The 13,400-nt window shown below is 51.2% G+C and carries 15 protein-coding genes; 10 read left to right on the plus strand and 5 right to left on the minus strand.

Features of this window, described 5'->3' with window-relative positions; genetic code table 11:
- Nucleotides 1-819 precede the first annotated feature (819 nt).
- Both RGW60_RS07640 and RGW60_RS07645 read right to left on the minus strand, forming a co-directional pair.
- On the minus strand, nucleotides 820-1,809 hold the full coding sequence (locus RGW60_RS07640; protein WP_322170318.1) for a hypothetical protein: 990 nt from the start codon (nucleotides 1,807-1,809) through the stop codon (nucleotides 820-822).
- A gap of 85 nt (nucleotides 1,810-1,894) precedes the next feature.
- Entirely contained in the window at nucleotides 1,895-2,110 is a 216-nt protein-coding gene (locus tag RGW60_RS07645) for a transposase (protein ID WP_322203547.1), read from the minus strand.
- A 743-nt stretch (nucleotides 2,111-2,853) separates the two neighbouring features.
- On the opposite strand from RGW60_RS07645, the gene RGW60_RS07650 reads away from it, so the two are divergent.
- Nucleotides 2,854-3,129: a hypothetical protein gene (locus RGW60_RS07650; RefSeq protein WP_322170316.1), complete on the plus strand. Its 276-nt coding sequence runs from the start codon at nucleotides 2,854-2,856 to the stop codon at nucleotides 3,127-3,129.
- A gap of 130 nt (nucleotides 3,130-3,259) precedes the next feature.
- On the opposite strand, the gene RGW60_RS07655 is transcribed toward RGW60_RS07650, so the two are convergent.
- Nucleotides 3,260-3,565 carry a helix-turn-helix transcriptional regulator gene (locus tag RGW60_RS07655; protein WP_322170314.1) on the minus strand — a complete coding sequence of 102 codons (306 nt, stop codon included), beginning with the start codon at nucleotides 3,563-3,565 and terminating at the stop codon, nucleotides 3,260-3,262.
- Nucleotides 3,566-3,687: 122 nt separating this feature from the next.
- Between RGW60_RS07655 and RGW60_RS07660 the strand changes: the two genes are divergently transcribed.
- A complete protein-coding gene (locus RGW60_RS07660) occupies nucleotides 3,688-4,176 on the plus strand; it encodes a hypothetical protein (RefSeq protein WP_322170311.1) in 489 nt (162 codons plus the stop codon).
- 320 nt (nucleotides 4,177-4,496) lie between these two features.
- Here RGW60_RS07660 and RGW60_RS07665 read toward each other — a convergent pair whose 3' ends face one another.
- Nucleotides 4,497-4,958 carry a helix-turn-helix domain-containing protein gene (locus tag RGW60_RS07665; RefSeq protein ID WP_322170308.1) on the minus strand — a complete coding sequence of 154 codons (462 nt, stop codon included), beginning with the start codon at nucleotides 4,956-4,958 and terminating at the stop codon, nucleotides 4,497-4,499.
- Nucleotides 4,959-5,257: 299 nt separating this feature from the next.
- Between RGW60_RS07665 and RGW60_RS07670 the strand changes: the two genes are divergently transcribed.
- The 4 genes from RGW60_RS07670 (at nucleotide 5,258) to RGW60_RS07685 (ending at nucleotide 8,241) form a co-directional block, all read left to right on the plus strand.
- Nucleotides 5,258-5,989 carry a metallophosphoesterase gene (locus RGW60_RS07670; protein ID WP_322170306.1) on the plus strand — a complete coding sequence of 244 codons (732 nt, stop codon included), beginning with the start codon at nucleotides 5,258-5,260 and terminating at the stop codon, nucleotides 5,987-5,989.
- Nucleotides 5,990-6,963: 974 nt separating this feature from the next.
- A complete protein-coding gene (locus tag RGW60_RS07675) occupies nucleotides 6,964-7,368 on the plus strand; it encodes a DUF6957 family protein (protein WP_322170304.1) in 405 nt (134 codons plus the stop codon).
- Nucleotides 7,365-7,844: a DUF6957 family protein gene (locus RGW60_RS07680; protein ID WP_322170301.1), complete on the plus strand. Its 480-nt coding sequence runs from the start codon at nucleotides 7,365-7,367 to the stop codon at nucleotides 7,842-7,844. Before RGW60_RS07675 ends, RGW60_RS07680 begins: the two co-directional genes overlap by 4 nt.
- The gene (locus RGW60_RS07685) at nucleotides 7,837-8,241 is read left to right on the plus strand and encodes a hypothetical protein (protein WP_322170299.1); all 405 of its coding nucleotides are present in this window, start codon (nucleotides 7,837-7,839) and stop codon (nucleotides 8,239-8,241) included. The genes RGW60_RS07680 and RGW60_RS07685 overlap by 8 nt, the downstream gene beginning before the upstream one ends.
- Nucleotides 8,242-8,525: 284 nt before the next feature.
- On the opposite strand, the gene RGW60_RS07690 is transcribed toward RGW60_RS07685, so the two are convergent.
- Nucleotides 8,526-9,185, minus strand: a complete 660-nt coding sequence (locus tag RGW60_RS07690; RefSeq protein WP_322207006.1) for a hypothetical protein — start codon at nucleotides 9,183-9,185, stop codon at nucleotides 8,526-8,528.
- A 328-nt stretch (nucleotides 9,186-9,513) separates the two neighbouring features.
- On the opposite strand from RGW60_RS07690, the gene pyp reads away from it, so the two are divergent.
- From pyp to RGW60_RS23750, 4 genes are all read left to right on the plus strand, one after another.
- Complete coding sequence (pyp, locus tag RGW60_RS07700) at nucleotides 9,514-9,891, plus strand: photoactive yellow protein (RefSeq protein WP_322170296.1); 378 nt, start codon at nucleotides 9,514-9,516, stop codon at nucleotides 9,889-9,891.
- 264 nt (nucleotides 9,892-10,155) lie between these two features.
- Complete coding sequence (locus RGW60_RS07705) at nucleotides 10,156-11,220, plus strand: AMP-binding protein (protein WP_322203551.1); 1,065 nt, start codon at nucleotides 10,156-10,158, stop codon at nucleotides 11,218-11,220.
- Nucleotides 11,221-11,910: 690 nt separating this feature from the next.
- On the plus strand, nucleotides 11,911-12,510 hold the full coding sequence (locus RGW60_RS23745) for a PAS domain-containing protein (protein WP_416194844.1): 600 nt from the start codon (nucleotides 11,911-11,913) through the stop codon (nucleotides 12,508-12,510).
- A 147-nt stretch (nucleotides 12,511-12,657) separates the two neighbouring features.
- The gene (locus RGW60_RS23750) at nucleotides 12,658-13,371 is read left to right on the plus strand and encodes a methyl-accepting chemotaxis protein (protein ID WP_407074082.1); all 714 of its coding nucleotides are present in this window, start codon (nucleotides 12,658-12,660) and stop codon (nucleotides 13,369-13,371) included.
- Nucleotides 13,372-13,400 lie beyond the last annotated feature (29 nt).

Genomic DNA, 13,400 nt, shown 5'->3' on the forward strand with positions numbered 1-13,400 from the left:
CGATCGCTTCATAAGCCGGGTAAATCAGCGAACTGGTTCGGTACATCTGCTCTCTGACCGAGCTGCATTTTCCATACAGGAGGTCGTTTTGGTTGACGCTGTGATGATTGAGCGAATTCTCTGTGTGGTCGACAGGTGCCTGAGAGGCCAGTTTCCTGACGACTACCATAAGCGGTGCATGTACGCGTCTTTCGGGATTCACAGGCTTCTCAAGGCGTTGGGGCACAGTCCTGCCGTCGTGGGCGGAAACTTCGGAGCCTTTCTTGTATCGCGAGACGAACGTAGCGCCTCGATCCAAGGGTACGCATCCGACGCTGGAGAGCATTCCCACTATTGGGTTGAGCTCAACGGCTTCATCATTGACCTTGGCCCTTACTACTTGCCTGTGGAGTCGAGCTTTCCTGCTTCGGAGGTTCCAGCAGTGTTCTGGGATACCGGTTATGAACTGCCTAGAGGGTTGGTATATCGCGCAGTAGCTCGTTATGAATCGACAGAAACGGCTCATCTTGAGCCGCATATTGTTGAGAAAATGGAGCCCTTTCTTGCCGCATGCCACGCCCGGATGTCCAAGCCACTGGTTAAGCCCAAGATTGGGAAGTGGCTTGTTACCACGCCTTCGTCCATTCAAAGGGCAGCGGGTAAGGGCGACCAGTGGGCGAGGGCCGCAATTCGCTATGAGTCTATGCCTCCCGGGCGCCTTCCCTTTTGAGTCATATCTTCCTTGTGAATCAAAAGCCCCGAGCCTCTTCGATCCCGGACAACTTGCGTTATCAGGTAGGCTTTCAGCGCGATGTCAGCCTTGGGAGATCAGATATGCCGTCAGAAGGGGATCGGGTCATCGAACACCGGGTCGTATGATGCTCTGGGCATTTGAGGGGCGGGTAATGGCGACACCACGAAGAGGTTGACGATGTCTTCTCTGTCCATGAAAAGAATCTGGCTCCGCTTGGATTGATCGAGCTTGTTACCGATCCAGTTGCGAGCCGCTTTGGTGATTTCACCCCCGGCAACGATGAAGGCGTGATCGACGAGGACTCGTCTACTGAGCTCCGAGTCGAAGATCTCATGGCCCAGCATCATGAGTACTTGGTTGTGTATTTCAGCGACGTTGGCCTGGCTGCCCTTGGTCACACTTGAAGAGTCCAGCTTCCCTTTTTTTACCTGAATTCCGAAGTACAGGACATGTTGGGTAGGCAGGACGAATTTCATCCAGATGTCTTTCCCGTATTCCAGGGCTTTGTCCTTGTGCCCGGCTGAGGTTATCCGGGCAAAGCCAAGCTGACGGAAGAGGGGAAGCAGGACGTGCTCGATAAGGTCGTCTTCGGAGCATTGGTCGAGGTACTCGATTAGCCGGTTCTTCTTCTCCGTTTCTGCCGCCGTGAGAGGCCGGTGGGGGCTTGCCGATTCGCTCGCTACCGTGCCGCTTCCGACATGTCGGACATAGCATTGGTCATCGTCACCGTAGAAGGCTTCAAACCCTTCACGCTTGATCGCGCCGTTGAGTGCCTTGAGAGCCAGCAGGCGGGGTGGCTTCTCGTTGTGGGCATCCTCGGCGTCCATCAGCAGGCGGATTACACGCAACATGGCATCCGGCGGCATCTGGGCGTTTGTTGAAGGGAAGTCGAGGAGTTTTTCCAGGGCGTTGGCCACCCAGAATCGACGAGTTCCGCCATCATGGACGAGGTCGGTGTCCGCATCCTTGAAGAAGCGTGTCAGGTTGGGGCCGCTGAGGTACTGAAAATAGCTTTCAGTGTTGTCGCCGCAGATCATCACTGCGATCTGCTCCAAAGTTTTGGTCTTCCATTTCATCCTTCGTCCCACCCGTTGACCAATCAAACGACTTTGCGAACAATGTGGCCAGCCGGCGTATCCCTCGGGCCGGGCTAACCGGCTTCTAGAGCCATACTGCGCATCCTCTGAGGATCATACGTGAAAGGTACGGAGGTCGGATGGGTGTATAGGGCAACTGATCCACCCACCGACGCAGTGCGGTCAGGCCGATATTCATGTTGGCGCAGACATCTTGGACAGACTTATTCTCGTCCAACACCAAGGCGGCAGCCTTGAGCTTGACCTCGGTGGAGCAGGAAACCCGCATGGCTTTAGTCAATTTACACCTCTGATTTGGGCGCCATCATAGCGCCCGATGAAGGTGTCCAGAATCATTAGGCCAGTTCAGGATCCTTCCTGCAAAAGTGACCGCGGGAGATTTGCATCCGAACAAGCGTGCTTCCTTGGGGGCGGTCATCGGAGGCAATCACCGGTTCAGGTATGACGATAAAGGTAACAGTACTACTCGTTTCGCAGATACGCCCCGCGAGGTTTTACCCTACCTGAGCGGCGAAGCACCTGACCACTGGGCCAAAAGCTCTCTCCCGGATATCAGGCTCTCGTAAGCGCTCCATCGCAACCGGGAGGCCGTCTTGCTCACGCTATCGTCCAAAGACGAAGGCACATCTGTAGTGAATTTTGTGCTCGTTATTTTCAAGTATAGAGCCTGAAGGGTGCCATCAAGACCGTAAGCGAGTGGGGGAACTTAAGAATGAGGGGCGCATCAGCCTCTATCGTCAGCATAAGTCTTTTTGTTCGAACATGAGGCGAAGTTCGTCAGCGTTTTACTCAGTTTTTTCATGCCCAAGCACAGCCTTCTCAGATCCCATCGGGTTCAAAACTGTTTTGCATCTATGCCCAGACAACCCCACATCTATTTCTAACTGTAGGGGGGGCGGAGTCAGCAACTTTCGGAGCGTCAGTGAATTTTAAAGGCCTAGTTTGGTTAGGCGCCTAACCCGCTCGATGCCATGATAAAACCTCCAGCTACCACCACCAGCGAAATACAACAGGATGGACGTAATGCATCAACTTAAACGACTGCTAGAACAGGCAAAGCTGCGTGTAGAATCGCCATTGGCACGTAAAATAGCCGCGTGGGTACTTCTGCCGTTGGTCATGGTCGGGATTGCCAATTCTTCGCGGCAAGTTTGCCTTGCCACTCTCGATTTATTGCGTGAGCAAGGATGGAAAGCTTGGCCTTTTGCGTTCGGATGTTTAACTGTGGTTGTTGTTACTCGTTTTGCCCGAAGAGTAATACGAAATTTGAAGCAGCAGTATCCACTGATCCGTCTTTAACTGCCGTGCGGCAAGATCTCGGCGATGCTTCGCCGAGGTCGTCACGCAACGCGAAGCCAATTACCAGAGGCTGTTTGTTGCTTTGGTATTACCCAACATCACCCCCAAAGCAGTCCGGTCTCGTCTGAAGTCAGCCATCAATTAATTTCTTGGCCGCAGCCAACACTTCCCCCCGCTGCCCCTTCTTCAATTTATGAAATAAGGCAACCAGCTCAGCCTCATCATCCTGCTCGCAGTAAAAGAAAGCCACTGGGTAACCACAGGCCTCAGCGATCTGTTTGACCGTCCCCACGCCAGGCTCGTGAACACCTTTCTCATATTGGTTCATCCTTGCGCTGGCAGAAGCCTCTTCGATCCCTGCGAGAATCCCCAGCCTTTCCTGAAAGAGACCCACCGCCTTCCTGGCCTGATTAAGACGCTTACCAAAAATCGTCATTTCTCTTTTGCCCAAAAGCTAAGAGATTCTTAGATTTGAATTTACGTCGTGCTAAGACTTACTTAGGATTTCGCCGTAATGGCGTTTTGATGTCAAAAAATTAATGGCCAAGGATGCGTGTGATGTCAGAAGTAACAGTTGTCAGCGGAAAGCTGGAAGTGGTTGGGCCATCTCAGGACAAACCAGACGGTAGTGAATACACCTACCTTCGCATTGCCCAGAACGACGGAAGCACGAAACTTGTGAAAAAGGTAGGGGTAGGGCAGCTCGTTCAGTCCTACGTGCGGCCAGGCATCGAAGGTGAATTTTACTTCGTGAAGCTGGGGCGACTTGGCTACATTTTGTTTGCAATCAAAAAGTCTGACGGCCAGAAAATCTATGAAGAAAATGGATTCAAGACGTGGATCAGCAAGATGCGATTGAGCGCCGGCGTGCTTGCGTTGCTTTTCATTCCGCTCAGCTTCGTTGGACTGTTGATGGGCGGATGGATGGGATTGGTCGTACCGATCGGCTTTATCTACGTGATGTGGAAGCTGGCGTTCTCATTTCCGAAAGTGTTGAAAGAAAGCTTTCTGAAAGGGCAGTTGAATCAGCTTGGATTTGCTAACTGAATATCCGAAACAAAGACTCGCTTTGACAGCGCCAGCCCGGATCGGGAGCTCTGGCTGAAGTGCTGACTCAATTCTTATCGTTCCTAACTATTTCACAGGCGCGGCGGTGCTGATTTACCCAAAACGCAGCTACTGCCGCCAAAACGAAAGCGCTTGTCGACCTTCTGCTAGAACACATGCCGATGCGCTATAAGGTTTAACACGTATACGCGAGTGAAGGGGCCGCGCCGAAAACGTTGCCAACAGAACTCGCTTCCTGTCTGCCAAATATCATCAAAAGGCTCAGCCAATGGCACCTATAAAGTTGATTCCATTTGGTGTCAGTTGTCTTCTTTCTTCTGCAAGCGCCGGGTAACTGTCGACTTAGCCACACCAAGGATCCGGGCGACCTGCGCCTGAGAATTCCCTTCCTCCAAAAGCTTGACGATTTTTTGCTTCAAATCAGCTGACTCAACTACTCGCGGATGATCCGTCTTGCTCGGCTGCGCCGGGATTTCTGAATCCAACAAGCCAAACGATTCGAGGTCATCGTGAGCACGCTGGAGAACAGAACGCGGCGACTCCCTATTCTCAGACGCATACACAAGCGCTAAGAAAGAGAGAGGCTCCAGATTCAGTGCTTGGGCGAGCTCTTTGCTTTTCTCAAGAGAAACAGATCTTTGTGCTGACTCTAATCTGCTCACGTGGGATGGGTCGGTCTGCTTGGAGATGTCCAGTTGAGATAATCGCTGGTGGGCCCGCAGGAATTGCAGCGCTGCTGCAAAGGCGTTGCGAAGCGACATTTTAGACGTTCCTGTAAAACAAAACGGTATGCCGCGATTGCATCGTTGCGCACAAATGCTTATAGTCATTCGACGACAACGATTGCGTCGTCGAGCGAGTTGCTCGGTAGCCCGCGACGGCGAACATCGATGGATTGGCCGAATCCATGAGGCTCGCCATTGGTTGCCCGTTAAGGAATTAGATATCTATCAATATATATGTAAATCGAGAAATCGCCGGGTTTAGTCGATCTATTTCGGCTCTCCGGTTCCCCTTACAAAACTGTCCTATATCCCGCTAAATCGAGTTGCGTGACGTAATGAAAATCCAGATCTACTCAGACCTTCATCTTGAATTTTGCGAGTTTCAACCGCCCAACGTAAATGCAGATGCTGTCATTTTGGCGGGTGACATCGACGTCCTTGCCCGAGGCGTGACCTGGGCCAACGAGACGTTTTCGTGCCCCGTGATTTATGTTTGCGGTAACCATGAATATTACAAAGGTCACATCGACAAAACGCTGAAAAAAATGAAAGACGCAGCCGCGCCCCATGTCCACGTACTCGAAAACGAAGTATTTGTTTGGCAGCAAATTCGTTTTCTTGGAACAACAGCCTGGACTGATTTTTCATCGACCGGCGATGCAGTCGCAGCCAGCAATTTGGCGTGGGAGTGGATGAATGATTTCAGATTGATTCGGGCAGATTCTACCTTTCGACGCTTGCACCCGGATGACCTTGTCACCCGAAACAAAAAGTCTCGCGCCTGGCTAACTCAAGAACTGGAAAAACCATTTTCTGGCCCGACTGTTGTCGTGACTCACCACTCTCCAACGCCTGCGGTTGTCGGCGACAAGCATGATGGACATTTGACTGCCGCGTACACAAACCACTGGCCTGAGTTAATTGAAAAGGCGGATGTGTGGGTGTTCGGACACACGCATCAAGCTGTTGATATTGAGCTTGTGGGCTGCCGGATCATCTCGAATCCACGAGGTTACCCAGGAGAGAGCACTGGGTTTAAAGAGGGCTTGGAGGTGCATATTCAATGACCTTTATTTTGCAGGATCGGAATGACCCAAGGTATAGCCGGTACCGGATCAAAACTTTTGGAGCGACCATGGCTGACTTCAGGTTTTCGCGTCTGCCTACCGTCGTTCAAAGAGCTCGGGAGGCAATTCCTGATTATGACGTTGTTGGATTTTTGGCTTGTGCACTTGAGCGGCCGCCGAGGATGACTGGGCTGATGTTTTGTGATCATTGCAATCGATTTCCCGAAGGACTGCCTGTGCATACACCTCCGATTGAAAAAAGATCGCACCGCGACGGATACATGGTCGTCCAAGTGGAGGGAGGAGGGCTATATGTGGTCGCACATTGGTGGTTTGAGAATGGTGCTCTCGGGCCGTTTCACTCAGTCCAATGAATATGAAGACAAGAAAAGAGGCTCTTGCCTCTCGGATACTCACCCAGGCCGACGCGCCAGTAGTACCACGCGTAGTCGCAGCAGCCATGAGGATCAATTTCGGCGAGCCTATTACGGCATACCTTTGCCATGCCCGACTTCACGGATATTGCGCGGTAGGCCTGGTTTTTGGAGATCGCTTTGGAAGGTTTGCCGACGGCAACGCTATCCATACTTCAAGCGTCTTGAGCAGAACCATGATCAGCGGCTATAGCGTCATTGAAACATTCAATAGTCGTTACGTCATTTGCACTTGGGCCACCGAGGAATTTGGGCCACGGTTCTTGGGGGCTACGCACTGACGTACCCCTTGGAGACGGAAGAGTCGATCTCACTCCATGAGCTTCTTGATCCATTTTGCTACTTAGATCCCGCTGTCGATTGCTCAAATAATTGACAACGATCAGGCGGGTGCCAACGACTCAGCGAATGGATCGGATGAGGTTGGATCGCAGTGTCGGGCACTTGCTGCTCAAAGCCTTGCAGCTAAACAAGCAAGCAGAAATGAGTTACAGCCGAGCGGGCGAATAACCTAAACGTATTAATTTTGAGAGTTACTTAATGTCTGACTCACTGAATGCCGTTGCCGGATTTCTTCATGGCAACGGCGAGCCACTTCTTGGCTTTGAGGGGGATGATGCCCAGGCTGAAGCCGAAGCGATTTTGAATTGTTCAGGCCGCCAGTATTGTGTGGTGCGTGAGTGGATAATCGCGCACGTTGAAGTGCCTGACGACTATCGTGCTTCGCTCTCTGCCGATGGTTTGGAACCGAATGTCATCTATGCTTTTAATGTTGTACTTCATAGTGCTGGCAAGCGGCGCGGGGGCGATTGGGTGCGCAGTACTTTTCAGCGTTCTAATAGCGAAGTGCACTTGTTTAAAACCAAGAATACGACCTACGTTTTGCTCGGCCCGGGGGTCAGGAAAAACGTCAGCGCCAAGACTATCCTGGCGATCCTCGAATGAACCCAGCCGCCGACGATAAGAAACAACTGCAATCTAAAATGCCGGTTTCGGATGATGAGTTACTGGGGGAGCTGCTCTTTGGGCCTGCATTGATGCGGCACGGTTCAGAGCTCAACGATGCAGAGCTCGCGCGCATTACATCTGAGACTTTTCCCGCACGGTCTTTTTGTATTGTAAGAATCTGGATGCTCATCGATGTTGAATTCACTCCACGCCTCGTCCGTCTGCTTGAAAAAGATGATTTGAGCCCAACAGTGCTTTATGCCAATTCGACTACCTACGCGGCCGATGCGCAGAGCGATACATCACATGGGGTTCTCTCGGGTTTTCAGAGAAAATACCAAGATTGTTTTTTCGAGACAGAAGACATGATTTATGTACTCGCGGGACGTGGGGCGCGGAAAAGCGCCGGCGTTCCCACTGTTTTTGCCTTGGCAGAAAAATGCGGTCGTGACTTCCGGAGGAACCATGACTAGCGATCTTCTGCCGATTCTGCGCGAACGCTATCCCTCGCTGCTGGGCGATCCAAATCTCTGTGAAATTGGATGTTTCCCAGGCTGGCTGACGCTTTTGGATGACCTGTGCGCAAAACTCAAAATTTATCTAGATGCGCATTCCGAAGTTCCAGCAATTACCGTAGTGCGGATCAAAGAAAAATGGGGCGAGCTGCGATTCATTTACCATGGCGGTGACGAGGTCTGCCGAGAAATGGTGAGGAGGGCGGTAGAGGCGTCGTTGACTGTCTGCGAGGTATGCAGTGCCACAGGAGAGTTGATTGGCGATCGTTGGTTTGGGGTTCGCTGTGCTGTCCATATCTCATGTTCACCTGTCCCTACCGCAGCGGAAACCAAGGAGGGCAGAGATGACGAATGATCGCACAGACGTGAGTGCGAACAGTCAATGTTGAACAGCGACATGCCGTGACGCAGGAGATGGAAGTGTTGACCCCATTGTCGATCTACCGCTAGAGGTTATGGTTGCTGCTAGTCTTAGTATCGGTGTGTTCGCATTCGACTTGACCAGCACACCGGAGTTAAGACCGGCAGAAAGCGACCCATAGCTGCCGATCAGATGAGGCAGAATTCGGGTCATTAGCAGACATCCTTTGCGAATGGCAATTCGATCACACCTACCACCTTACCAAACCCGTCGATCTTCTACAGACCGTAACATTCAAGTGTCGAGATTTTTCCTGGCGCACGTTTCGGATAGATGATGTCAAGCCAGCGAATAGCGGTGTCTGGGTCAAGCTGAACCTCCCTCATGTAAGGTAGTCGCGGGAAATCTACTGCGGCGGCGGCCAATGCTTCCTTCGCATATTGGAATTGACCTGCTACTCGGTACCGCTCTACCAGCGCGAGGGCCATACAAGCTTCGACCTGCAGTGGCACCTTGATTCCTGTGGGCTTGAAGCATTGACCGTAGTAGCCGTTCAGGTGCTTTAGGTGTTCAGAAGGTGGCCACTCTGTATCGGAACCCGCTATGGCCTGAGCAATCAGCGACTCCAGGCTAGGCTGGTTGAGAAGCTCGACATCACCCTTCTTCAGTGACGACTCACCTTGTTCGCAACCGAGGTAGTAATGCTTCAGGTAGATGAATGCCAAGAGAGCAATCTTCGGAGATTTTTTCAGTCCATGCTTGATTCTAATGCCAGCCTCTAATACCGGGCGCAAATTCTTCAATGGTTGATTGGGAAAGTCCGCCAAGGCTTGGCTAAGGAGTGTCACCAACCCTTCGAGGAATCGTGAGCAAGTTTCCGCCGCCAGGCCTGTGGGGGCATAGATCCACATAGAGGGATGCCATGTGATACCCAGCACGCTTGGATTCTGCACTGAACGCGGCGGCGGCGTCTTTCACAAGTGTGACGTGACAACCCATTTCCATGCCGTAGCGTCCAGTGGACTCAATGCAGGTAAGCGACCTAGCATTTCCCTCTCGCTGAGGCGACTCAGCCCCCCAATAATCTGATGATTGAAACCGCGCCGAGCACGACCAGTCTTGGCCGGGGACGCTAATCCTGAGCACATTCACAAATGACCAACTGCTTAAAACCGGAGTTGTACAACCCCTGTACATAAGATATTGTTTGTACAGATTTGTACGATTTTGAACAATGTCGCTGCAGTTAAGCAGCAGGAGTTACCCATGCAATTGATAAGCTTTGGATCTAATGACATCGAGAATACTCTCGCCAAGATGTCGGCTGGACAGCTCGACAAGGTTGCATTTGGCGCTATTCAGCTCGACGCATCCGGTAAAATCTTGCAGTACAACGCTGCGGAAGGGGACATTACCGGCCGCAAGCCGGGCGAAGTAATAGGTAAAAACTTTTTCCGTGATGTAGCACCTTGCACCAATCGACCCGAGTTCCAAGGCCGCTTTGCCGACGGCGTCAAGAATGGCAACCTCAATACGATGTTCGAATATGTCTTCGACTATCAAATGAAGCCCACCAAAGTAAAAGTGCACATGAAGAAGGCCTTAACCGGCGAAACCTATTGGGTTTTCGTCAAGCGTCTCTGACCCTTCTTTTACGTTAATCAGCCAGCAGGGATCATCTTGAACCGACTTGAACTGGATAAAGCCAGCATCCTGGCTGTCATAATCTCGCTACTGGCTGACGAGCTCAAAGCCCTGCGTCACCTATCTTCACACCAGACGGGTAGCGAGCGCTGGAGCGCGTCGACCCTGATAGGTGAAATGCAGGAAACATCCCCGCTCGACCAAGACGAGATAGCAATCGGCGCCGACTCACTGGAGCTCCTGAGTCTAGCGACGTGTGTCGCAATGTTCTTCAACATCTATGAGAGTGGTCTTGAAGACTATCTGCTGCGCTTTAAGACCCTAGGGGAGTGGGCAGATTTGGTTGCAACTGCCCGCCGTCGAGGAACTGAGAACGTTACGTTTGCTACGTCCGGAAGCACGGGTACACCTAAGCAATGCTTGCAGCAGTGGGATGCCCTAGTCACGGAGACATCTTTTTTTGCTGAGTACTTTGGCTCCAGCTCTAACCTGCCGACGCAACGAATCATCGCACTCAGTCCATGCCACCATATTTATGGCTTTATTTTCAGCATACTGTTGCCGCTACAGCTGCAATTACCAGCCGTAATACGCGCGCCGAAAGCACTCGCGATGATCCACCAGCGCAAACTGCGGGCAGGCGACTTGATGATTGGTTTTCCGTTTATCTGGCGACAACTAAGTCGTCAGGGCACCAGCTTTCCGGCGGGGACTAAAGCCATCACCTCTACTGGCCCATGCGACCCTACGATAATTCGCGAGTTGCAAAATCAAGGCATTGATTGCATGGTCGAGGTATATGGCTCAAGTGAGACAGCTGGAATTGGTGTTCGAAGCAATCCCGACTCACCCTTCCAATTACTTCCTCGATGGCAACGCGGTAATAATGCCACCACCTTGGCAGAGTGTGAAACTGGCACTGAATATGAATTGGACGATGAACTGAAGTGGCTGGGTCAGACACATTTTCTGCCTGAAGGTCGCCGCGATGAGTGTGTACAGGTGGGTGGGATCAATGTGTTTCCGTCCCGCATTACCGAGCGTTTGCAGAGTCTCCCCGAGGTTGCGGCTGCGGCTGTTCGGCTTATGTCTGCGCTCGAAGGTGAACGCCTGAAAGCCTTCATCGTGCCTGTCGAAGGTTATGTTGACCATGAGGCTCTAGAGGCGTTCCTACATGCCTGGTGCATACGTAATCTCATGGCAGTTGAACGCCCTAAAGCGTTCACTTTTGGCCTGACGCTGCCACATAACCTAATGGGTAAACAAAGCGACTGGCCGATAAAGGCGGGTATTTCGGCTGAAGCTTTACTCATGGAAATGATAGAGTGAAAAGCTATTTTTGAATTATTAACAGAACTTGTAGAGGCAACTGAAGACAGTTTACCTTTAGACAAGTGGCCGCTTTGTGCAGTCTTGATTTATGTTGATAAAAATCTGAATACTTTTAAAAGCGGTCTGAGCAACATGCCGACTGCAATGGTCACTCTAGTCCGGCCAAGAAAACCGGTTGGCCTATTACCTGAAGTTGAAGCTCATTGTATTTAGGCTCGTACTTGTTAGTGACCTACGGATTGCGCGGCGCCGACTTCTTCGGCATGAAGGCTTTCTGTTTTCTTTCGCAATACTATTTCAAAATTCACTCGGATGAATGGTATCTATATACATATATACTCCTAAGAGCATTGCGCAGAGTTTTATTCCTATGACATTATCCGAATCAGAAAATAGAGGTATTTAGGATATGATTCTAGTTCGGCAGTGTTCTTAATAGACAAGGGAGTAATATTGGCGTCAGTTTAAGGGCGCCAATTCTAGACTTATTTAAGGTCGGAAACTCACTTATCCAAATGGAGACATAGTTAATTGGTCTTATATCGTGGTGCCACCCGTTGTGAACTCTAATATTTACAGGACTATTTATGCGCCAAAACCTCCCTGTGACGGGACGTAATCTGGAACTGTCCCGGGACGACCGATCCTGAAGGCCATATCTCATACGTTAACCATGACTTCATCAATATCAGTGGTTTCACCGAAGCGGAGCTATTGGGACAATCACATAACATCGTAAGACACCCGGACATGCCCCCTGCCGCTTTTACGCACATGTGGGCTACGCTGAAAGCAGGTCGCTCATGGATGGGTTTAGTGAAAAACCGTTGCAAAAACGGTGACCATTACTGGGTCAGCGCCTTTGTCACACCTATCAGCAAGAATGGTAAAGTTGTTGAATGCCAGTCCATAAGAACCAAGCCAAAACCTGCGCAGATTCTGGCTGCGAAAAAGTTATACGCGCATTTGAGAGAGGGTAAATCACTACCAGGAAAGTGGTCGCCGGGTCTTGGGATTAAATTGGCTTTGCTTGTTTGGATGGGCAATCTGGTCAGCGTGGCAGTGGCAAATTTTATGATGCCTATGACTTTCAGCGGCACGATGCTTGCGATGCTCTTAGCTGGCGGCTTGAGCTCAGTCGCTATCGTGGCCTTGTTGTCTCCTCTGAATCGCCTCACTCTAAGGGCCCTGGCTATTGCAGATAATCCCCTTAGCCAGTTGCTCTACACAGGACGTAGCGATGAGTTCGGCCAAATAGACTTCGCCTTACAGATGATGGAGTCTTAAACAGGATCTATTATTGGACGCATTGGCGATGCGTCCAATCGACTGGGGGAGCACGCCAACCGGCTTCTTAGTGAGATCGAGATAAGCAACTTATTGACCGCCGAGCAACACGCAGAGACAGACCAAATTGCGACGGCTGTTAATCAGATGGCTGCTAGTATTCAGGAAGTGGCCGCCAACGCTCAACATGCTGCCGATAGAGCGGGAAGGGCTTACAGCGAAACCTCGTCGGGACAACGCTTGGTTGCTCATACCAGTCAGTCTATTACCGAACTGGAAGGTGAGATTCAGCAGGCCGCACAAGTTATTCATGAGCTTGAGGGTCAAAGCAATGAAATCTCGAAGGTGTTGGACGTAATTCGCAGTATTGCCGATCAGACCAACTTACTAGCCCTGAATGCTGCGATTGAGGCTGCTCGCGCCGGAGAGCAGGGGCGAGGGTTTGCCGTGGTGGCGGATGAAGTACGCAACCTTGCGGCCCGTACTCAGCAGTCAACGACAGATATCCAAGGCATGATCAGCGCTTTGCAAGAAAGGGCCCGCGCTGCCGTGACTGTGATGGAGCAGAGCAGCCAGCAAGCACACTCCAGTGTCAGTCATGCCCAAGACGCCGCCACCGCACTTAACGGTATCGGGAAGCGAGTAAATGAAATCACCGATATGAATGCGCAGATAGCGGCAGCTGTCGAGCAGCAAGGCGGGGTTAGTGAGGACATTAACCGCAGTATCAACAGCATTCGAGATACCGCTAATGCTAACGTCCAGACAGTACTGAGCAATTTCGAAAGCGCAGCAGCTGTTGCACAGTTATCTTCGACAATGAGCGAACTGGCCAAACAGTTTTGGGAGAAACGTCATTGATTCTATTCAGTCAATATCGCTGCGGTCGT

Source organism: Pseudomonas sp. AB6 (genome assembly GCF_034314105.1).
Taxonomy (GTDB): domain Bacteria; phylum Pseudomonadota; class Gammaproteobacteria; order Pseudomonadales; family Pseudomonadaceae; genus Aquipseudomonas.